General features: G+C 30.2%; 20 protein-coding genes. 17 read left to right on the top strand and 3 right to left on the bottom strand.

Going from position 1 to position 22,721, the window contains the following annotated elements:
* Positions 1–67 precede the first annotated feature (67 nt).
* Positions 68–1,633: a LysM peptidoglycan-binding domain-containing protein gene (locus tag DFQ09_RS14540; RefSeq protein WP_115811604.1), complete on the top strand. Its 1,566-nt coding sequence runs from the start codon at positions 68–70 to the stop codon at positions 1,631–1,633.
* A gap of 23 nt (positions 1,634–1,656) precedes the next feature.
* On the top strand, positions 1,657–2,637 hold the full coding sequence (locus tag DFQ09_RS14535; protein WP_115811602.1) for a DUF4837 family protein: 981 nt from the start codon (positions 1,657–1,659) through the stop codon (positions 2,635–2,637).
* Positions 2,638–2,751: 114 nt separating this feature from the next.
* Here the strand turns inward: DFQ09_RS14535 and DFQ09_RS14530 are convergent, their stop codons facing one another.
* Positions 2,752–2,934 carry a twin-arginine translocase TatA/TatE family subunit gene (locus tag DFQ09_RS14530; RefSeq protein ID WP_179333984.1) on the bottom strand — a complete coding sequence of 61 codons (183 nt, stop codon included), beginning with the start codon at positions 2,932–2,934 and terminating at the stop codon, positions 2,752–2,754.
* Positions 2,935–3,049: 115 nt separating this feature from the next.
* Between DFQ09_RS14530 and DFQ09_RS14525 the strand changes: the two genes are divergently transcribed.
* Genes DFQ09_RS14525 through rfbD form a run of 8 tightly spaced genes read left to right on the top strand, consistent with a single transcriptional unit; the run spans position 3,050 to position 11,538 of the window.
* On the top strand, positions 3,050–3,919 hold the full coding sequence (locus DFQ09_RS14525; protein WP_115811598.1) for a M23 family metallopeptidase: 870 nt from the start codon (positions 3,050–3,052) through the stop codon (positions 3,917–3,919).
* Positions 3,919–5,421 (top strand): GH3 auxin-responsive promoter family protein, encoded by a 1,503-nt coding sequence (locus DFQ09_RS14520; RefSeq protein WP_115811596.1) that lies wholly within the window; start codon positions 3,919–3,921, stop codon positions 5,419–5,421. Before DFQ09_RS14525 ends, DFQ09_RS14520 begins: the two co-directional genes overlap by 1 nt.
* 28 nt (positions 5,422–5,449) lie before the next feature.
* On the top strand, positions 5,450–7,141 hold the full coding sequence (locus DFQ09_RS14515; protein WP_115811594.1) for a DUF6909 family protein: 1,692 nt from the start codon (positions 5,450–5,452) through the stop codon (positions 7,139–7,141).
* Positions 7,142–7,144: 3 nt separating this feature from the next.
* Positions 7,145–8,197 (top strand): hypothetical protein, encoded by a 1,053-nt coding sequence (locus DFQ09_RS14510; protein ID WP_115811592.1) that lies wholly within the window; start codon positions 7,145–7,147, stop codon positions 8,195–8,197.
* Positions 8,190–9,206: a dTDP-glucose 4,6-dehydratase gene (gene rfbB / locus DFQ09_RS14505; RefSeq protein ID WP_115811590.1), complete on the top strand. Its 1,017-nt coding sequence runs from the start codon at positions 8,190–8,192 to the stop codon at positions 9,204–9,206. Before DFQ09_RS14510 ends, rfbB begins: the two co-directional genes overlap by 8 nt.
* Positions 9,207–9,264: 58 nt before the next feature.
* Positions 9,265–10,128 (top strand): glucose-1-phosphate thymidylyltransferase RfbA, encoded by an 864-nt coding sequence (gene rfbA, locus DFQ09_RS14500; RefSeq protein WP_115811588.1) that lies wholly within the window; start codon positions 9,265–9,267, stop codon positions 10,126–10,128.
* A gap of 1 nt (position 10,129) precedes the next feature.
* Positions 10,130–10,675, top strand: a complete 546-nt coding sequence (gene rfbC, locus DFQ09_RS14495; protein WP_115811586.1) for a dTDP-4-dehydrorhamnose 3,5-epimerase — start codon at positions 10,130–10,132, stop codon at positions 10,673–10,675.
* Positions 10,672–11,538, top strand: a complete 867-nt coding sequence (rfbD, locus tag DFQ09_RS14490; RefSeq protein ID WP_115811584.1) for a dTDP-4-dehydrorhamnose reductase — start codon at positions 10,672–10,674, stop codon at positions 11,536–11,538. Before rfbC ends, rfbD begins: the two co-directional genes overlap by 4 nt.
* Positions 11,539–11,560: 22 nt before the next feature.
* Here the strand turns inward: rfbD and DFQ09_RS14485 are convergent, their stop codons facing one another.
* Entirely contained in the window at positions 11,561–12,670 is a 1,110-nt protein-coding gene (locus DFQ09_RS14485) for a polysaccharide pyruvyl transferase family protein (RefSeq protein ID WP_115811582.1), read from the bottom strand.
* Positions 12,671–12,673: 3 nt separating this feature from the next.
* The gene (locus DFQ09_RS14480) at positions 12,674–13,714 is read right to left on the bottom strand and encodes a nitroreductase family protein (protein ID WP_115811580.1); all 1,041 of its coding nucleotides are present in this window, start codon (positions 13,712–13,714) and stop codon (positions 12,674–12,676) included.
* 155 nt (positions 13,715–13,869) lie between these two features.
* Here DFQ09_RS14480 and DFQ09_RS14475 point away from each other — a divergent pair, with 155 nt between their 5' ends.
* The 7 genes from DFQ09_RS14475 (at position 13,870) to DFQ09_RS14445 (ending at position 22,714) form a co-directional block, all read left to right on the top strand.
* Positions 13,870–15,120, top strand: a complete 1,251-nt coding sequence (locus tag DFQ09_RS14475) for a hypothetical protein (RefSeq protein WP_115811578.1) — start codon at positions 13,870–13,872, stop codon at positions 15,118–15,120.
* Between the two features lies 1 nt (position 15,121).
* Positions 15,122–16,525: an O-antigen ligase family protein gene (locus tag DFQ09_RS14470; protein ID WP_115811576.1), complete on the top strand. Its 1,404-nt coding sequence runs from the start codon at positions 15,122–15,124 to the stop codon at positions 16,523–16,525.
* Positions 16,519–17,328 carry a glycosyltransferase gene (locus DFQ09_RS14465; RefSeq protein WP_115811574.1) on the top strand — a complete coding sequence of 270 codons (810 nt, stop codon included), beginning with the start codon at positions 16,519–16,521 and terminating at the stop codon, positions 17,326–17,328. The genes DFQ09_RS14470 and DFQ09_RS14465 overlap by 7 nt, the downstream gene beginning before the upstream one ends.
* Positions 17,325–18,536 carry an O-antigen ligase family protein gene (locus DFQ09_RS14460; RefSeq protein WP_115811572.1) on the top strand — a complete coding sequence of 404 codons (1,212 nt, stop codon included), beginning with the start codon at positions 17,325–17,327 and terminating at the stop codon, positions 18,534–18,536. The genes DFQ09_RS14465 and DFQ09_RS14460 overlap by 4 nt, the downstream gene beginning before the upstream one ends.
* Before the next feature lie 156 nt (positions 18,537–18,692).
* Entirely contained in the window at positions 18,693–19,823 is a 1,131-nt protein-coding gene (locus tag DFQ09_RS14455; protein WP_115811570.1) for a glycosyltransferase, read from the top strand.
* Positions 19,824–19,914: 91 nt separating this feature from the next.
* Positions 19,915–21,213: an undecaprenyl-phosphate glucose phosphotransferase gene (locus tag DFQ09_RS14450; protein ID WP_371312506.1), complete on the top strand. Its 1,299-nt coding sequence runs from the start codon at positions 19,915–19,917 to the stop codon at positions 21,211–21,213.
* Positions 21,214–21,301: 88 nt separating this feature from the next.
* Complete coding sequence (locus DFQ09_RS14445; protein WP_115811566.1) at positions 21,302–22,714, top strand: exopolysaccharide biosynthesis polyprenyl glycosylphosphotransferase; 1,413 nt, start codon at positions 21,302–21,304, stop codon at positions 22,712–22,714.
* Positions 22,715–22,721 lie beyond the last annotated feature (7 nt).

Below are 22,721 nucleotides of genomic sequence, written 5' to 3'. Positions count from 1 at the left end.
AAAAGGTGATGCTTTAACTATAATTAATTTCAACTGGTAATTGGTATTTAATCAATTCTTGTAAACCATGATATTAAAAACGTTTTTATTAGCTTGTTTATGTCTGTCTGTATGTAGTGGGTATGCCCAAGCCAAAACGGATAGCATTGTAAATAAATCGTCAAAAGTAATTCCGACCAAAGGTTCAGTTATTGATGGTAAACTCTTTAAGCCTGGTGAAAAAATAAAGCCTGTTGTAGATACTTTAGATGTTAAAAACCTAAAAGATTTACATGAGGTTGCAGAGCTCGATAAGAAGTGGCTAGAAGAACTGTACAGTAACTCACTTTTTGATACGATATACAAATCGGTTAGAGAACTAGATTATGAGCCTGTAGATTATCCTGAGTTGTCTACAGATACATTAAAAGCAAGGTTGGAAAGGCTTAATGCCAGAACGCCCTTTAATGTAGAATACAACACATCTTTAGAAAGTGTAATTAAAAGTTACCTTAAACATAGACGTAATTCGATAGAGCGTTTAATGGGATTAAGTCATTTTTATTTTCCGATGTTTGAGCAAGAGTTTGATAATCAGAATATTCCGTTAGAAATGAAATATTTGGCGATTGTAGAATCGGCTTTAAAACCGAGAGCGCGTTCGCGAGTTGGTGCCACTGGTCTTTGGCAATTTATGTACGGCACCGGAAAAGAGCACGATTTAGATGTCAGCAGTTATGTAGATGACAGAAGTGATCCTATAAAAGCTACAAAAGCGGCAGGAGAATATTTGAATAGAATGTATCGTATTTTTGGAGATTGGGATTTGTCATTGGCAGCATATAATTCTGGTCCTGGTAATGTAAATAAAGCAATTAGACGTTCTGGAGGTTCTAAAAATTATTGGAATATTAGAACAAATTTACCTAGAGAAACCGCTGGTTATGTACCAGCATTTTTAGCTACCATGTATATTTTTGAATACGCAAAGGAACATGGCTTTCAACCTGAGCGTCCAGATTTTCAACTTATACAAACCGATACCGTTCATGTAAAACAAATGATTTCGTTACATCATGTATCTGAAGCAACTGGTATAAAAATTGAAGAATTACAGTTTTTAAATCCATCTTATAAATTAGATATCATTCCAAAGGTTGAAGGTAAAATCTATAGTTTACGATTGCCTCGCAAAGCAATTGGTACATTTGTAACTAATGAAGATAAAATCTATGCTTTTGCAAATGCTGAATTTGAAAAACGAGAAAAACAATTACCAGAATTAGCTAACGCTAGCGCAAACTCTGAAATACGCTATCGTGTTCAAAACGGAGATTACCTTGGTAAAATTGCTAGAAAGTATGGAGTACGCGTAAGCCAATTAAAGCAATGGAATAATTTAAGGGGTAACGATCTAAAAATAGGACAACGCTTAACCATTTTCTCTAAGAACCATGGGGTTTTTAGTAGTTCTACATCCACTAAAAAAGTAATAAATTCTGCAGGAAAGCAAACCTATAAAGTAAAGTCAGGAGATTCACTTTGGACTATTGCTCAAAAGTTTTCTGGAGTTTCTGTTCAGAATATTAAAGATTGGAACGATATTAGTAGTAATAAACTCAAAATAGGAATGACACTAATTGTGTCTAAATAGTAAACCAACAAAAAACAAAACTTATGAAAGCGCTTTACACTGTATTATTTTGTGTGTTGTTATTGGCATGCGGAGATAAAAAGGTAGAAGATAATACTACTTATTTGCCAGCTTCTAATGGAAATTTAAATACAATCTCTATTGTGGCAGATAACATGGTTTGGGAAGGCGAAGTGGGAGAAAAGATCCGAAATATATTTGCTGCTCCTTTAAATGGTTTGCCAACAGAAGAACCAATTTTTAACATGAGACAAATTCCAACTCAGGTTTTTGATGGTTTTGCTGCGCGAAGTAGAATTGTACTTAAAATTGAAAAAGGGAATATTGAGGCCACCACTAAAATTGTACATGAAGCATTTGCTAAACCGCAAACAGTTGCTGTAGTAGGTGGTAAATCGGATAAAGATATCATTGCACAATTAGAAGAGAATAAAGCCAAAATCATTGATGCATTTACTAAAGAAGAAGTAAAGGAGAAGCAACGACGTATTAAGTTATCGTTGTTAGATGATACGGCTATGGAGAACAAATTGGGTATTACAATTAATATGCCTTCGGCCTACAGAATAAGTAAAGCGGATGATAATTTTTTCTGGGTTCGTAAAAATCTGTCAAATACAAAAACAATGGAGCTTATGTTTTACGAAGTACCATTCGAAACTATTTCTATCGGAGACAGTACGATTGTGGATATTGTGAAGATGCGAGATGAGATTACGAAATCTAAGATCCCAGGCGAAGATGGTATTTATATGGCTGTTGAAGATGCTTATGCACCATCAATGTTTAAAACCATAATAGATAATAAACCAGCTTACGAAGTTAGAGGGATGTGGATAATGAAAGGTTTTACTATGGCAGGCCCATTTATAACGTATGCGATTGAAGATAAGATTAACAATCGTTATTTAATTGCAGATGGTTATGTTTACGCCCCATCTTTAGAGAAACGAGATTATATTTTTGAATTAGAGTCGATTATTAAATCGATAACTATAAATTAATTTATAGAAATGTAGAGTAAACTACGTTTATAATAAACTAAAAGAGGTCATCTAAAATATAATTTTAGATGACCTCTTTTTATTTTCAACAGATTAAAATCTACTGACTCTGTTTTATTTCTTCTCTTTATTCTCGGTAGATTCGTCTTTGCTAGCGTCTTTAAATTCTTTAATTCCGCTACCTAATCCCTTCATTAATTCTGGAATCTTTTTGCCACCAAACAATAAAAGAATTGCAAGACCTATGATAACCCACTGCCATGGACCAACAAATAAAGGTATAATGCTTAAACTCATAATTTTTTAATTTAGGCAGCAAAGTTAAGTAATTATAGTTTAATAATAACGTTCTTATGGCAACTTTAAGACTTTATCATAAGAGTATTTGAGTATTTTAACTAATTTTGTTTCGATGGCAACTAAGAAAAAAAAAGAAAAGAAATTCACAAAAAAGTTACTGCATAAGTACCGTTTAGTAATTCTTAACGAAGATACTTTTGAAGAGCGTTTTGCAATTAAGTTAACTCGACTTAATGTTTTTATACTATCATCACTTTCTGCCATTACACTTGTGTTTTTAACGGTTTTATTAATTGCTTTTACACCTCTAAGAGAATATATTCCTGGGTATTCTTCAGCAAAATTGAAAAAGAAAGCGACCATGCTGAACTATAAAACGGATTCATTGGTGCAAGAATTAGAATTGAACAAGCGTTATTACGCATCGATTAGAAAAGTATTAACAGGAGATGTAGCATCGTTAGATTTTAATAGAGATTCTATTATTGAAGCAGCTAAAAATGATTTAGATATTTTACAAGTACCAACGAATAGAGAAGATTCACTTTTAAGAGAAAAAGTGGCCAAAGAAGATAAGTATAATTTGTTTGAAGTATCTGGTGATCAATCTAGTTACATTTTATTTCCACCGGTAAATGGCACCATTTCCGAAGGTTATAATTTAAAGGAAAAACATTTTGCTGTAGATGTCGTTGTGCCATTAAATACACCTGTAAAAGCAACTTCAGATGGGACTGTGATTTTTGCAGAATGGACAGTAGAAACAGGTTATGTGGTTATTATAGAACACAATAGAGAATTGATTTCGGTTTATAAACATAATTCGGCACTCACAAAAGAGCAAGGTGATGTCGTAAAATCTGGCGAAGTTATTGCTATGTCTGGTAATGCTGGTGAGTTAACCACAGGGCCACATCTTCATTTTGAATTGTGGAGTAAAGGTTACTCTGTAGATCCAACTAATTTTATCAATTTTGAATAATGCCTTCATTTAAAGCTGCACTTTCTAAACCGTTTGCTAAATATGTTGCAAAACGTATTCAGAAATGGTCATCTAAACCTGTTGAAACTCAACAAAAGGTTTTTGAGCATTTAATTTCTAATGCAAAACAAACCGCTTTTGGTAAAGACCATAATTTTAGTACTATATCCTCTTATGCCGATTTCCAGTCTAATGTTCCCATAAGAGATTATGAAGATTTAAAACCTTATGTAGAACGTGTTGTCGCAGGTGAAGAAGATATCCTTTGGAAAGGTAAACCTATCTATTTTGCGAAGACTTCTGGGACAACCTCTGGAGCAAAATACATTCCAATAACAAAGGAAAGTATGCCAACGCATGTTGAAGCGGCTAGAAATGCGATTTTAATGTATATTAATGAAACAGGGAATTCTAAGTTTGTAGATGGTAAAATGATTTTTCTTCAAGGGAGTCCTATTTTGGAAGAAAAGCATGGAATAAAACTAGGAAGATTATCAGGGATTGTAGCGCATTATGTGCCTAAATATCTTCAAAAAAATAGATTACCAAGTTTAGAAACTAATTGTATTGACGATTGGGAAACTAAGGTTGAAGCCATTGTAGATGAAACTATAAATGAAGACATGAGCATCATTTCTGGGATTCCATCTTGGGTGCAAATGTATTTTGAAAAACTGGTTGAAAAGTCAGGACAAAATGTTGGTGACCTCTTTAAAAACTTCAATCTATTTATTTTCGGAGGAGTGAATTATGAACCTTACAGAGCTAAATTCGAAAATTTAATCGGAAGAAAAGTAGATAGTATCGAACTGTATCCTGCGAGTGAAGGCTTTTTTGCATTTCAAGATAAACAAAATGAACGTGGCATGTTGCTTCAGCTAAATTCAGGTATTTTTTATGAGTTTGTAGAAGCAGAACATTTCTTTGAGGAGAATCCAAAACGCCTCACAATTGCAGATGTAAAGTTAAGCGTAAATTACGTAATGATTATTTCTTCAACAGCAGGGCTTTGGGCATACAATATTGGTGATACAGTAGAGTTTACATCATTAAAACCGTATCGCGTGATTGTAAGTGGTAGAATAAAACATTTTATTTCAGCTTTTGGAGAACATGTTATAGGGAAAGAAGTAGAGCAAGCTTTAAAGGAAGCAACTGAAGGCACTTCGATTTCAGTGAATGAATTTACGGTGGCACCTCAAATAAGTCCAGAGGAAGGCTTACCGTATCACGAATGGTTAATTGAGTTTGAAAACGCACCTGATAACCTAGATGATTTTATCAGTGCTTTAGAGCAATCCTTACAACAACAAAATAGTTATTATTTAGATTTGATAAAAGGTAAAGTCCTTAGACCCTTATTGGTTACAAAAATTAAAAAAGATGGATTTCAAACCTATATGAAATCGATTGGAAAATTGGGCGGTCAAAATAAAATTCCAAGACTCGCAAATGATAGAAAAATTGCAGACAGTATGCATCAACTAAAATTAATCAAATAAGCCTATATTTGTAGGTCAAATTAAGATTATGATTACAAATAAAAAGAAACAAGGAAGAACTAGAGCTCAAGAGAGTTCTAGCGCTATAGAACGCATGTATATCACGATGAGACACCTGTTTAATCGTGGGTTTTATAAGCCTATGGGAGTTTCTGGAGAAACCTTGCGTGAAGCATTATTGTTATTACGACCAGAAATCTATGGTTCTATTGGAGAAGAAAAAGCAGAATTAGAAGGTTTACTTTATGTGGTAGATCGTTTACCACAAGGTATTGAAGAATGTACGTTTATAAACCTTACTAGTGATGAAGGCTACGGAAACTCACACTTTAAAGCCATAATTCCACCAAAGAGAAGACGTAATTGCTATCGTATTGATGATGAGCAAATGAATATTGAAATTACGAGAGGACGCTCTGAGATTTACGATATATTAACGCACCTTACCTTTTTGTTTGTTGAGTCTCATAAAATTAGTAAACGTGTTATCATAGACGAAGATGGTTCTACGGTTAGAGATTGGCAAAAATTAGAGAATGCTGTACTTTCTACAAAGAAATTAACACAGAAAGAACGTGAAATAGCGATTACACATACGGCTAATATTTTAGGAAGAACGTTTAACGAACTTACTGAGGCATATCCAAAATTTGCGACCGAAGATCAGCCAGAGCGCTTACTACACATTGTATATTGGTTAGGTAAACTGGCTATAGAAGAAACCATTAATAATTCTAAGCGTACTATAACTTTTAGTCCTGTTTTAAGAGAACGTCTAGGTCATCATATTCATGGAGAAATATGGGCAGATACTATAAAAGCAGAGTTACATAAAAATGGATTGTTAGAACGACCAATTCATATCATTAGTGCCAACATGCATAGTGTTATGAATTCTTTATTTGCTAAAGGAGCGCTTAAAGGTGCAGATGCAAAAAAAGATATTTTTCAAACTTACGAAGCCTTAAGTGATTCTAAAAATTCGGTATTACGGAATAAAGTCGAAAAATCTGCATTGCAAAATGGGATGATTCAAATAAATGATACGTCAGGGACGAATATAGATATTCAGATTTTTGATACTGCTAAAATCGATTTTTCTAAAACGGAGTTTAAATATCTAGAAGAGGTTAAAGAGAAGAAAGCTGTTATTTTTGTAATGGATTATGCGTTTGGAGAACAAGCTTATGAGACCTTAGATGAGCTTTTAAAGCCTATACATGTAGATGATAAAGCAATTCATTTAGATGTAAAGTCTATTTCTATTATGGGAAAAGCAGGCATCTTAGAAGGGGGTAAGGGTGATGTAATGATACCAACAGCACATATTTTTGAAGGTACAGCAGATAACTACCCGTTTAAAAACGAGTTGAGTAAAAATGATTTATTAGACTGTGGTGTTTCTGTTTTTGAAGGTACGATGGTAACTGTTTTGGGTACATCGCTTCAAAATAAAGAAATTTTAAAATTCTTTAAAAAATCAACATGGAACGTCATTGGTTTAGAGATGGAGGGAGCACATTATCAAAAAGCCATTCAAGCTGCATCTAGAGTTAGAGGTAGTATAAATGAAGATGTTAAAGTAAGGTATGCTTATTATGCTAGTGATAACCCTTTAGAAACAGGAGGTACTTTAGCTTCTGGAGGTTTAGGAACTTCTGGTGTTAAGCCAACATATGTTATCACAAAAAAAATTCTAGAACAAATATTTAATTCATAACACATGAGTGAAAAATTACCACAGCAACCCGACAATGAAGAGGTTGATTTAGGTCAGTTATTTAATGCAATCGGTAGATTATTTGAGAAATTATTTGCTTTTATAGGGGGTATATTTAAAGGCATTCTTTCTGCTGTTATTTATGTACTAAAACCATTAATTGTATATTTTAAAATTTCTGCTGCGATTTTTATAGTTTTGGTCGTTTTAGGATTTATATATGAAAAATCAACGGAACCAATTTATTTTTCAAAAATGGTTGTTGAAGCTCATTTTGATTCAAAATATCAATTAGTTAATGATATTGAATATTTTAATGCGTTAATTAAATCCAATAATGTTGCTGAGTTAGCACAAATCTTTGAAATGGATAGCTCTTATGCTAGTAAATTAAAGGGGTTTGAATTAGAGGCTGGTCCTGTAACTCAAAATGATTTGTTTGTCGAATATGGTGAATATGTAAAATCTATTGATACATCTTTGGTTGATCAATTAAACTATAAAGAATACGTTAATAATAGAGATTTATTATCGGGGAGTATATATACGATTACTGCAAAATCGAATAAACAAGATGTTTTTAAAAAGCTAAATGAAGGTTTTAGAAAGACTTTTGAAAATGATTTTGCCAAACAACAAAAGCAAATTAGAGATAGTACTGTTCATATTGATCGCTTGTCTTTAATGACAGAGTTGTCACGTTTAGATAGTATTCAAAATACATATTTAGAAGTTTTAAAGAACGAATCAAAAAATAGGGATTTATCATTCGGACTAAATACAGGTCTTCCTATTACGGAAGAAAAATCAATAACTAATGAGTATGATTTATTTTTAGAAGAACAGATAATTAGAAAAAACTTAAATTATTTAGATAAGAGTATCGTTGAAAAGAATAATTATTTTGATATAGTTTCGTCTTTTGATAGGCTAGGTATTGAGGATCAAAAACTTCAAGCGCGCTACTTTATTATATTTCCAGTTTTGGGTTTATTGCTTTTCCTTTTAGGATTTTTAGCTATTAAGTTATTTAAGTATATTAAAGAATATGAGTAAAACAAAATCGATACTAATTACGGGTGGGGCAGGTTTTATCGGTTCAAATTTTATAGTCTTTTTTTTAGAAAAGTATAAGAATATTAAAGTCGTTAATGTAGATAAGCTCACTTATGCAGGTGAGCTTTCTAATTTAACGGAACTTGAGGACAATGCTAATTACACTTTTATTAAAGGAGATATTTGTGATACAGAACTTATAGGTGCGCTTTTTGAAACCTATAATTTTTCTGACGTTATTCATTTTGCTGCAGAATCGCATGTTGATAACTCCATTAAGCATCCAGATGCCTTTATTAATACTAATGTTTATGGGACATTCACTTTGCTAAATATAGCTAAGAACCATTGGATGGATGCTCCTTTTGCTTTTAAAGAAGGTTGCGAGAATAATAGATTTCATCACATATCTACAGATGAAGTATACGGCACATTAGGAGATACAGGCTTGTTTACGGAAGAAACCCCTTATGCACCTAATAGCCCTTACAGTGCATCAAAAGCATCGTCTGATTTTATTGTAAGAAGTTATTTTCATACATATGGTATGAATGTGGTTACAACAAATTGCAGTAATAATTATGGGCCTAAACAGCACGACGAAAAGCTAATTCCAACTATTATTAGAAAAGCTTTAAATAATGAACCTATACCAATTTATGGTGATGGTAAAAACATTAGAGATTGGTTGTATGTTGAAGACCATTGTAAAGGTATTGACCTGGCTTTTCAAAACGGTAAAGCAGGTGAAACCTACAATATCGGTGGAAATAACGAACGCGACAATTTATACATAGCGCAAAAAATTTGTGATATTTTAAATGATTTGGTACCAAAGGATAGTTCATATTTTGAACAAATTACGTTTGTGAACGATCGACCAGGACATGATTTTAGATATGCTATTGATGCCTCTAAAATTGAAAATGAATTGGATTGGAAAGCAGATGAAAACTTTGAAACAGGAATTATTAAAACCATAGAGTGGTATTTAAGGAAGTATACATAGCAATGAGAACTCTATATGCCGTTTAAATACAGCTTAGCTCAATAAAAAAATACTTAACATGAAAGGAATCGTTTTAGCAGGAGGATCTGGTACAAGGTTACATCCATTAACCTTAGCCGTAAGTAAGCAATTAATGCCTATTTACGATAAACCGATGATTTATTATCCTATTTCTACTTTGATGTGGTCTGGTATTAATGATATCTTAATTATTTCAACACCTCAAGACTTGCCTTTATTTAAAAAGCTTTTAGGCGATGGAAAATCGTATGGCTGTAATTTTGAGTATGCCGTACAAGAATCCCCTAATGGACTTGCAGAAGCCTTTATTATTGGTGAAGCGTTTATTGGAGATGATAAGGTCGCATTGATACTTGGTGATAATATTTTTTACGGTACAGGCTTAGCTGATCTGTTGCAACAAAATAATGATCCAGATGGAGGAATCATTTATGCCTATCATGTTCACGATCCAGAACGCTATGGTGTCGTGGAGTTCGATGAGAATGATATTGCGGTTTCCATTGAAGAAAAGCCTAAAAAACCAAAATCGAATTATGCGGTTCCTGGTATTTATTTTTACGATAATTCAGTGGTTGAAATAGCAAAAAACATTAAACCAAGTAAACGCGGAGAGCTAGAGATTACAGATGTAAATAAGTATTATCTCAATCAAGGGAAGTTAAAAGTTAGCGTACTAGATAAAGGGACGGCTTGGTTAGATACGGGTACTTTTAAATCGTTAATGCAAGCTTCACAATTTGTTCAAGTTATCGAAGAGCGTCAAGGATTAAAAATTGGTTCGTTAGAAGAAGCTGCATATAGAATGGGTTATATCGATAAGAAACAATTTATAAAAATAGTAAAGCCATTAACTAAAAGCGGTTATGGTAAACATTTATTAAGCTTAGTATTGGAATAAAATGATTGTAAAAGAAACTAAATTAAAAGGCTGTTTTATAATAGAACCTCAAGTGTTCTCCGATAAACGCGGTTATTTTGTTGAAAACTACAACCAAAAAGCTCTTAATAAGGCACTAAGCTTGGATATTAATTTTGTTCAAGATAATGAGTCGAAATCTTCAAAAGGAGTGCTTAGAGGCCTGCATTATCAATTAGGTGAGTATGCGCAAGCCAAGTTGGTAAGAGTTGTGAAAGGTGCTGTATTAGATATTGTGGTAGATCTTAGAGAAGGCTCCAAAACATTTGGGGAACATGTTTCCATTGAGCTCTCGGAAAGCAATAAAACTCAATTATTTGTACCGAAAGGTTTTGGGCATGGTTTTATTGTTTTAGAAGATGAAACCATTTTTAGTTATAAATGTGATAATTACTACAATAAAGCATCAGAAGCTGGCATCATATATAACGATGAGGATTTAAACATTAATTGGCAGCTGCCTAGTACAGATTTTATACTGTCAGAGAAAGACCTCACTTTACCTACCTTAAAAGACGCTAACTTATGATCAATGTACTTGTTACTGCGAAAGACGGTCAATTAGGGCAATGCTTTCAAAGTTTGGTGGTTAAACATCCTAATATTCTATTTGTTTTTAAATCATCATCTGATTTAGATATAACAAACAAGGCTAAAGTAGAAGATGTGTTTAGTGAACAGTCGTTTGATTATTGTATTAATTGTGCGGCTTACACGGCTGTAGATAAAGCTGAAGAAGCAACAGAATTAGCAGATAAGGTCAATCACTTAGGTATTCAAAATATAGCTGAAGCTTGTAAAAAGTTTGAGGTCATTTTAATTCATATTTCTACAGACTTTGTGTTTGATGGTGAAGGGACAGCACCTTACTTAGAGGATGATATTACTAATCCTTTAGGTGTTTATGGAAAAACGAAATTGGCAGGAGAACAGGTTATCGCTAAAACATTACAAAGGTATTTTATAATTAGAACGTCGTGGTTGTACTCGGAATATGGTCATAATTTTTTAAAAACTATGTTAAGGTTAGCTAATGAACGTGATGAAATAGGCGTCGTAGGTGATCAAATAGGAAGTCCAACATATGCTATGGATTTAGCCGATGCTACCTTACAAATTATTGCGTCTAGAAATACAAGTTACGGCATTTATCATTACAGTAACGAAGGTGTGGTTAGTTGGTACGATTTTGCAAAAGAAATATTTAGATTAAGTGATAGTCCTATAAAACTTAATAAAATTGAAACTAAAGATTACCCAACACCAGCTGTACGACCAAAGTATAGTATAATGAATACCGAAAAGATAAGCCAGCTTTTAGACTCTAAAATACCAAATTGGAAATCTAGTCTAGCAATCGCCATGGTCAATTGTATTAAAAGTAAATCTTAAAAGTCAATTTTAAGACTAATTTTTAACCTCTTATTGCATTTAATAGATAAGTTTTAGACATTTCTTTTTGCATATTGAGCTTTTTATTTACTTCTAAATAATCGATTTTTTCATTTAAAATAGCGACATCTTCTGTTTTAAATTGGTCAATATCAATAATTCTATTTTCTAGATCAAGTAACTTTAAAAGTGAATTAAACCTGCTTAATCCTCTAGATTTATTCCCTATAATGATAAATTGTTTATTAAAAATTATTGAAAATACTAAACCGTGAAAAGAATCGGTAATTATAAAATCTGAGTAGTAAAAATGAGCTAACCAGTTTTCTATTAAATTAGAGCTCTTTAATGAGCTATTAGCATTCAAATAAATCTTATCTATTTTTAGATTCATTCGTTCAGAAATTTCATCAACAATTGAAGTGCTTTTTTCTGAAGCATCTAATACGTAATTGAATAACTCAATGTTACGAGAAAAATCGAGGCCTTTAATCATTTTCTCATAGAAACTTACATCTGGTAAAAATGAAGGATCAAGGGTATGAACAGCTTTGTTGTAGTTAAAACTGTCTTTACAAATTCTTAAACCATCTTCCTCTCGAGTAGATACTAAATCAAACGTTTGGATTAATGATTGAATTTTTAAAATGGACTCTGTTTTTCCTTCCCAAAAATCCTTTCCAAACGAAGCTGCGTAGGCTATTTTTTTTGTTTTTGAAGAAACAAAATCTAAAAAATAAGTAGGGTAGTTCTCTTTTATATATTCTAACCTCCAAACTTGATCACTACCTACAATAATACAATCTAAATCTTTTGTCACTTCTTTTAAATGCTCAGAAGTGTAAGTCGTTTTAGTTTTTACACTTAAATAGTCTTTAAAAAAAGGGGATACTTGTTTACGAAAAAGCTTTATTGTTTTAAAGTTTTTAGGATCGTAAATATGATGTAATGGGTTAATTTCAATAAGCTTTATTAGCCAAGATTTAACGACGCTTTCTGGGTGTTTCTTATCTATCCAAACAGCTTCAAATCCATTGGACTCAATAAAGTTATATAATGCAGCTAATTGAATAATTCCACCATAATTATTGTTTATAGGAAGCGTTAAAATTCCAATTTTTAATTTTGTCATTAATTATTTGATTATGGTTAAAACTTCATCTAAATCTCTCCTTTTGGATAATGTTGTTTTAAAGTTTTCATCTGCCTCCCCAATGGCAATTAAACATATAACTTTTTCAGAACTATTAATATCGAGTATTTGTTTAATTCTTTTTTCGTCGTCTTTTTCTTTTGCCCAATTTGCGGGACAGGCAGCAATATTATAAAAGTGTAAGGAATATAAGAGGTTCATGAGATAAACTCCTCCGTCTATATAAAATTGATAACGTTCTCCAATCGAATAATAATAATTAACGTCTGTGGTAATAATTAGTAGTTGGTTAATGTTTTGGGTAAAACCATTTAGTCCTGCTTGTAATTCTAAAACTTTATCAATTTTTGATTTGTCTTTTAAATAATAGGCTTTGGACGGTTGTCTATTGCATACAGAAGGGGCATTTTTAGAAAGCATTATAGCTTTCTCAATTGTAGAGTCGTCTATTAAATTACCCGTAAAGTTTCTAACACTTTTTCTAGAGTCTGAAAATTTATCAAATGAAGAAAAAGTATGATCAAAAAAATCATTTTTTGTATATTCAATAACTCCACTAAAGGTATTATTGTATGCGCTATTTAAATGATTTTTATAGAAAAGATAATCGTCTTCAGCATAAAAAGAAGAGATATCAAAATTGTTCTTTTTGTGCAGTTCGTAATATTCGCACATAACACTGTATGCTACGCTTATTTGAGACTTATTAGAATTAGTGAGTACTTTTTGGTTTTTAAGATACTTGTTAAGTCTTTTTATTTTATCTTTAGCAAAGCCATATTTTGTTTGAGAAAATAAGAGTCCTTTTTCAATTGAATGGTAGTCTAAGATTATTTTAGCTTCAATTTTATTTAATGTGTTAACCTTAAATACATTTGAGTGCTTACAATAAAAAAAAGTGTCAGAAAACATGTTTGTAACAACATTGACATAAGGAAAATACCGTTTGTAAACCCAAGAACTGATCTGGTAAATTTTGGATTTTTTATTTTCTTTAAAAATTTTCTTTATGAAAAATTTCATGTAATTATTAAATTAATACATTAAATTATCTCCAAAAGTATCATTATTTTTTATGCTTCAAGTTTTTAAATCTACAATTTTCATTATTATTTTCCGCTACAACATTTATTAACTACTTTCGGCAATTAGTAAAAGAGTTTATACTATAATATTACATGAATTTTCGTAATAATTTTTTTAATAATAAATATTTTATTTTAACTGACCAAGTATTAACCTCTTTAATGAACTTTGGTTCTGTTCTTGTATTATCAACAGTTTTAAATGAAACTGTTTTTAGTGAATTTGTAGTTCTGTACAGTTATTCTACACTCATAAATATAATATTAACTACTGTTTTTTCTGCACCAATATTGGTTTTTGGTATTAAGAAATGGCATAACGAAAAGTTTAACTATTTGAGTGTGAATATTATTTATTTCACAATTTTCAATATCGTATTTTCAATAATATCTTTTTTCTTTTTAAGAATTCAGGTGACTCATATTTTTTTATTGAATTTCTTACTGATGAATTTTGGATTGACATTAGTAGATATTTTTAAAAGATTTATTTTTTCAAATAAAGTAATTTCTACGGGATTTGCGCCTGTTAGTTCATTGCTAATGAATATCGTTTTTTTCAGTGGTATATATGCCTATAAAGATGCCTTAAGTTTAAATCTAATCTTGGTAGTTTATTGGGTTGCTTATTTACTTGCAAGTCTATTTTTTGTAATAATTATATATTATAAAACGGATATTAAAAAAGAATTATCTGTTTTCAGTATTTTTAATAAGGATTTTTATACTTCCGTATTTTTTACCCACTTTAAATATGCCAAATGGATTCTTGCAGGTGCTGTTTCTTTTTGGGTTTATACACAAGGTATTTATATTTTTGGTAAAGCTTTTGGAGTGTCTGATTTTGCAATAAGTAAACTGAGAATTATTCAAAATCTATTTGGCGTTTTTACAATTTTATTGATAGGAATGGATAATTTTTTGACACCTACCTTTTCCATGAAAGCATTAGAATCTGAAAATTTGATTCCAGTTGTTATGAAAGATTTCTATAAGCGCTATACCAAACCCTTAGTGCTTATCTATATTGTTTCAATTCCTGTAATGTATATCGTATATTGTTTTTTATATCAAGACAAATATGGTGAAGGTATAGCCTATATTTTAATCGTTTGGTTCGCTCAATTGATTGCGATGTCTACGAAACCAATTTCGATTGCTTTAAAGGCTAAAGAAGTTACTTATCCATTGTTTTATTCACATCTATTTGGAGCGATTTCTATGATTATATTCGGAGTTGTATTAATTACTTTGTTTAATGACATGGGGTTTGTATTAACTTTGTTATTTGCCTTTATAACAGCCAATTTGATGAATTATATATATTATAGAAAAATTTTTTAATATGGATTTAATAAAAAAAACCTATATTTTTATTTTTTTATTAGGAATATTTTTTCTGCCATTTAATTCTGAAGTACCTGGTTTTATGAGCTTTTTGGGGGAATATAGTTCCGACTCGGCTCCAATATTTTTTCTTATAGGGTTTATTGTATTATTCATTCATGATTTGTTGAGGTTTAAAGTATCCTTACCATTTGCACATCCCATTTATCAGGCATTCTTCATATTTTTTATTTTTATAGTGGTTGCTGCCTTTTTTAATTTTTTTAATATATCAGAATACTATTTTAAGCATACATCTGGCTGGGTTCGTTATCTAAAACAATTGATTTCTGTAATACTCGCATATTTTATGCTGTTTTACTTATTCTATAATGTTTGTATAAATTTGGGTGTGATAAAAACATTCTTTGTTGTAAGAAAGACGATGTTCTGGAGTCTTATCGTGGTTTTTATTGTTGGGCTTATTCAGTTTCTAATTTATTCGGGCGTTACTCAGCTCATAGGGGTTTATCAATTATTTGATTATTTACCATTTACAAGACCTACTTTATATTTTGAATTAAAAAGAGTTAATGCTACAGCTTGGAGGCCTCCAGATTTAGGTATATACGTAATAAGTATATCAGGTTTTATATTTAGTTATATCCTTACAAATAAGAAATGGTATAGGTTTATTCCTTTTTTACTTGTGATTTTTTTAAGTGTTGTTTCTAAATCACGAACAGCTTTAGTAACTGTGTTTTTACAGCTTATATTTTTAGGGTATTTTTCATATAAGAATTATTATCTATTTAGAAATATTTTTAGAAAAATAGTTATTCTTTTAGTTTGCATTCTCCCTGTCGTATTAATGCTTAAAGGAGATATTATATATGATACAATTAATGAAAGAATTGAATCTTTAAATTTTACAGATACAAAATCTGACAATGCTAGATCTAATCAATCAAGGTTTGGAATACAGTATGCTAATTTTCAGGTTTTTAAAAAATATCCAATTACAGGTATAGGTTGGGGACAGCAGGCATTTGAATCGAAAGAATTATATCCGGAGTGGGCCACAAAAGGTAATTATGAATTTAAGGCGTACTATTTAAATGAAGACGTTAAATCCTTTCCTCCTGGGTATAATCTCTATATAAGGATACTTGCTGAAACCGGAATTCTTGGTTTTATATTTTTTATAATGTTTCTATCGTTAACCTTTTATTATACTTATAAATTCCTTAATTCTAATGAAGGTTATAATTATATTGGTATAACACTTTATGTCGTTTTTTTCGGAACTCTTTTGATGTGGCTACAAATAGATTCATTTAGAATATATATATTTTGGCTGGGGTTAGCTATGCTTATTTGTTTAAGGAGAATTGGTAATTTAGGAAATAATGTAAAATGGTAAATAATCAGAACAAATTAATTATTCTTATATGTCATTATAACAATTTAGAAGGTTTAAATGCCTCTATATTGTCTATTAATGAGTCAATTGAAGTAGATATTTTAATTGTTGATGATGGTAGTATAGAAAAACCAAACTTAGCTTCTTTAAAAGAAAAATATAAAGGGGGTGATATCTTTTTAGAAATATTGCCTAAAAACATGGGTGTTGGTATGGCCACTAATCATGGACTTGAAGTCATCCTAAAAATGAATTATGAGTTTACAGGACGACTAGACTGTGGGGATACAAATCATACTGATAAGTATTCAAAGCAAATCACTTACCTTAGAGAACATCCCGAAATTAAGTTAGTCGGTACTTTTGTTAATATGGTTGATACAAATGGGAAATTACTTTTTGTGTTAAAGCACCCAACGACCTACGACTCAATAATTAAAAAGATACATTTGAATAGTACTTTCGTAAATTCAAGTGTTATTTATTATGTAGATATTTTAAAAGACGTAGGATTGTTTCCCGAAAAATATCATAGAAATGGTGAGGATTTTGCCTTTTTCTTTAATGTGATCAAAAAATTTAAAGTAGCGAATATGCCTGAGGTTTTATTAGATTATGTAGTGGACCCAAACTCACTTTCTAGTACAAGACGAGTAGAGCAAGTTAAGGCTAGAATTAGTATTTTAAAATCACATTTTTATTTCGGATTTTATCCTATTTATGGTCTAATTAGAAATTACATCCTGTTACTAGCACCGAGAGATTTTACAACTTTTATAAAAAAAATTATTAATAAAAATTGAAAAAGAATCTTGAATATATCTATCTAACTGTTTTTTCGCTTTTTTGTGCTGTAGTTCCTTTTACAGATTTAGGTGAAGCAATTCCTAATATAATCTTAATAGTCTTAATCGCTTTATTTCCTTTTGTAGTTCAAAAACAAAATTGGAGAAAAATTTTAGATAAGAGATTCTACACCCTATATCTTTTAGTTTTTTTATTAACGATTCAGTTAGTTATATTTAAGCGGTGGGAAGATTTTAAATTTGTCAATAATTTATGGTTAGTCGTACTTATTTTAATCTCATCTATACCAATTAAGAATAAGCTAGTTCCAATTCTTTCATTTATTTATGGATCATTAGCTTTACTTGTTATATCTGTTATAAATTTAGTTATTCACTACAAATTATCAGGGCAGTTTAATATGACAGTAGGTGATCATGTATCATCAATTTTGTTAGGAGATAGACCATATATTGGGTATGTATATGTATTAAGCTTTTGTATGTGTTTGTATGTTGCGACTCAAGTTTCTAAAGCAAAATTTCTATATTATATTTTAGCACTATTATTTCTAATCTTTTTATTAATTATTTCAGCAAGAATTTCGTTGATTTCAATTATTATAGGAGTTTTAGCTTATTTCTGTTATGCTAAAAATAGAAAAAAAGCAGGATTGATAATCATTACACTGTGCTTTTTTAGCGTTGTTATGTTTTCTATTAACCCAAGTTTAAAAAAGCGTTTTTTCATATCTAGTACTAATTATAGTCTTGAACAGATGGTTAAGTTTGAGCCTAGATATTTTATATGGAGCTGTGCAAATGATATTTTTTTTCAGAATAAAAGTTATTTGGCAGGGAGCGGCTTCGTTAACATTAACAACGAATTGGAAAACTGCTATGTAAACAGGTTAGATTTTGCAGATGAAAAGCAACAAGATTTTTTTGTAAGAAGTAAATTTAATACTCATAATCAATTTATCAATTTCTTGTTAAGCGCTGGTGTTTTAATGTTTTTAATATTTATCATCTTTTTTGTGCTTTGGCTCAAGCTAGATTACAAAAGTTATTATTCTTTTATTTTGCTGTTATCTCTAATTCTTTTTTGTTCAGTAGAGAACGTTTTAACGAGACAAATGGGAGGAGAGTTGTTTGCTCTAACATTAGTTTTTTCTACAATGATTTCCTCTAAAGGTCAAAATCACAATAACCCTTCATTAAAATAATTGGTACTTTTCTTAAAGTTTATGATTTAAAATTGAAGAATTAAGTTCAAAAGGAATTAAATTAATTAGTATTTACTTTAGTAGCTAAATAAATTATATTTGTTAACTATTAATTCAGGCTCGTTATTATTCTAAAAATTAATTATTTTTCCTTTAATGAATAAAATAAAAATAGCACATATTCTTAATTCAGTTGGAGGGGTAGATGTCTCATTACGTTTAATTTTAACGAATATTGATAGTTCTAAATTTGAAAATATTGTTATTCATAGTAATGATGATACAAAAGTTCCATATTTGGATAATGCTGAGAACCCTATTAAAGATTATAAATTACCAATCAAAAGGGAGATTAGTGTATTTAAAGACTTTGCTGCCATTTTTAATACATTAAAAATTTTAAGAAAGGAGAAACCACAAGTTATACACGCTCATAGTGCAAAAGGAGGTATCATTGGGAAGATAGTAGGTTTTATATTAAAAATACCTGTCTTACACACACCTCAAGCTTATTCTTATTTAAGTGCAGAAACTAGTTTTAAGCAACGCTTATACCTTTTTGTTGAGCGATGTTTTAGAGGTTTTAATAATAAAATTTTAGCATCTTCTGTTTCTGAAAAAAATAGAGCTATTGAAGAGGTGGGCTATAAAAAAGAGAATGTATTGTTATTTAATAATTCAATTAATCCAATCTCTGATATAAAAGATTTGTCTATAAAAAAAACTTGGCCAGATTATTATATCTGTTCTGTTGGCCGTCCTTCTTACCAAAAAAACATTGAGCTTATGCTAGATGTATTAGTTGAGGTAAAAAAAACGCTGCCACAAGTTCATCTTGTACTAATGGGTGTTGGTTATCACTCACCAAGTCTTAACACGGTCAAAGAAATAATTAAGCAACAAAATTTAGGTACTAATGTTACGCTTTTAGAATGGACATCACGAAATGATATATTTAATATTATTAAAAGTTCTCAATTATATATTTCTACAGCAAGATATGAAGGGTTGCCTTATTCTGTAATAGAAAGTCTGGCGCTAAAAAAAGCTATAGTGGCAACTGATGCTGATGGAAATAGAGATTTGGTAGAGAATAATTATAATGGTTACCTTATTCAAAATGAAGATAAGTTTAAGTTTTCTGAAGGCATAATAAAGTTGATTAGTACCAATGATATAAATATTAAGTTTTCTGAAAACTCGTTAAAACTGTTTAACAGTAAATTTGATATTAATAAGAATATTATTAAGCTAGAAAAAATTTATAGTGAACATTTAAAAAAGTAATATTAATAATTTTATTAAATAATAAAGCACACCATTGAGTTTATTTAAGCAAGGAAGATATTCAGGGTATTTAAGGCCTATCTCTTATATTATAGATTTACTAATAATTAATATAGTAGCTATTTTTTATTTGTTTGAAGAGAGTTATCCTTTAGCTTTTTTAGCACTAATATCTATAAGTTGGTTTTTTTTATCTATTTATTCGCACTTTTATGAGGTATATAGGTATACGCGGCCTATAAACATTCTATCACTTATTGTAAAACAATTTATTTTATTTCTACTTGTGATTTTTGCTTTATCAGGTTTGTATCATGAGCTTGATATGTACCCAAAGCCATTAGTTATATATGCTTTATTATGTTTTCTTTTCATTACTATTTTAAAATATACCATATATTACTTATTACAGAAATATAGAATTTCGTTTGGTGGAAATTTTAGAACAACAGTTATTATTGGTGTTAATAAAAAGACGCTTGCCTTAGATAAATTTTTTAATAAGAATCCAGAATATGGATATTCTCATAAGAAGACTTTTAATTTAAAAAATAAAACAGATTCTCTAGAAGGTTGCTTTCAATTTGTGCTAAAAGAAGGTATAGATGAGATTTACTGTTCTATCTCAGAATTAAGTAACACGCAGATAGCTGATATTGTGAATTTTGCGGATAATAATCTTAAAATTTTAAAATTTATTCCAGATAGTAAAGAGATCTATTCAAAAAAATTAAGATATGAGTATTACGATTATATTCCTATTCTTACACTTAGAACGATTCCTTTAGAAGAATCTGTGAACACATTAATAAAGCGAGTTTTTGATATTCTATTCTCGTGTTTGGTTATCGTCTTAATTTTATCATGGTTAACCCCAATAATCGGCATCTTAATAAAGTTAGAATCTAAAGGACCTATATTTTTTAAACAGTCTAGAAATGGTTTTAATTATAAAGAATTTGACTGTTTTAAGTTTAGGTCTATGATGCCAAATAAAGATGCGCATGCAAACCAAGCAACAAGAGGTGATCAAAGAGTAACTAAAGTTGGTAAATTCATTAGGAAAACAAGTATTGATGAATTGCCTCAGTTTTTTAATGTCCTTTTTGGAGATATGTCTGTAGTAGGGCCGAGACCTCATATGGTAAGTCATACCATAATGTATGCTAAGAAAATAGATAAATTTATGGTTAGACATTTCGTTAAACCTGGTATAACAGGTTTAGCACAAACTAGTGGATTTAGAGGAGAGGTAGAAACAGATAAAGACATTATTGGCAGAGTAAAGTATGATATATTTTATATCGAAAACTGGTCATTACTTTTAGATATTAAAATTATAATTCAAACTTTCGTTAATGCTGTTAAAGGAGAAGATAAAGCCTATTAAACAACACTAATTTTTAACCTAACAGATGTATTTCAACTTAACTTCTATGACAAATCGTCCAAACACCTTTCAATTAGATTAAATAAATATGGAATTTAAGAGAGGAAGATATTCATGGGTGTTGAGACCATTATTAATTATTTATGATCTCGCCATTATAAATGTACTTGCTTATGTCTTTTTAAATTTTAACAATCAAAAATTATACTTTTTCTCTTTCGAGATATTCAATAATAAGAATGTATTATACTTCATATACTCTATAATTTTCTGGCTTTTATCTACCCATTTTCTAAAATTTTATAAAGTTTATAGATATACGTCTGTATTAAATATTCTATCGCTCATTTTAAAACAATTCTTTGTTTATACTTTCCTGGTTTATGCATTTGAAGGTTTTTTTAGAAGTATTAATATAGAGGTGACTGTCACCTTAAAATATTTAAGCTATTCCTTTATAGCAATCAGCTTTGTGAAGTTATTAAGCTATTACATTCTAAAATCGATCAGAGTATATTTAAAAGGAAACTTAAGAAATATTGTTGTAATCGGAGGAGGGGAAAGTGTTAATGCTCTAAAAAAAATATTTCGAGAAAAGAAAGAATTAGGTTATAATATCCAGGCTGTGTTTAGTAATACACACGATGAAAATAGTTCTGGCTCTATTGAAGATAGCTTTAATTACCTAGAAAATAATAATGACAATATTGATGAGATTTACTGTTCAATTTCAGATTTATCAGAAAAAGAACTTAATGAATACGTGAGGTGCGCTAATTTAAACCACTGTAATATTAAATTTATTCCAAACACAAAAAAACTAATTACTAAGCGATATAAAACAGATTACTACAACTATATTCCGGTTTTATCTATACAGGAAGTAGCTCTGAATAATGAAGTAAATAAGCTTTTTAAACGAACATTTGATATTGTGTTTTCTATATTAATAATTGTTTTTGTGCTATCCTGGCTTTCTATTGTTTTATTTATTTTAATTAAGCTAGAGTCAAAAGGTCCTCTATATTTTAAGCATAAAAGAACAGGAATAAACTACAAAGCATTCTATTGTTATAAATACAGATCACTTACCACAACCCAAGAGTCAAAAGGAACGTATGTGAGCCAAAATGATAAACGTGTCACTGTGATAGGTAAGTTTATAAGAAGAACGAGTATAGATGAATTACCACAGTTTATTAATGTTCTAAAGGGTGAAATGTCTGTAGTTGGACCAAGGCCACATATGCTTACATATACCGATGATTATTCTAAGAAAATTAATAAGTATAATTTTATCTATAGGCATAATGTTAAGCCTGGTGTTACAGGTTTAGCTCAGATAAAAGGATATAGAGGCGAAATTAAACGCGATAAGGATATTATAAACAGAGTAAAATACGATATCTTTTACATTGAAAATTGGTCACTTTTATTAGATCTAAAAATTATTGGTCAGACTATAATTAATGTTGTTAAAGGAGACGATAAAGCCTATTAAATTTACA

Source organism: Winogradskyella pacifica (genome assembly GCF_003386275.1).
Classification (GTDB): domain Bacteria; phylum Bacteroidota; class Bacteroidia; order Flavobacteriales; family Flavobacteriaceae; genus Winogradskyella; species Winogradskyella pacifica.
Note: the sequence above shows the minus strand (reverse complement) of the source record. Positions and strands in the feature narration are given on the sequence as shown.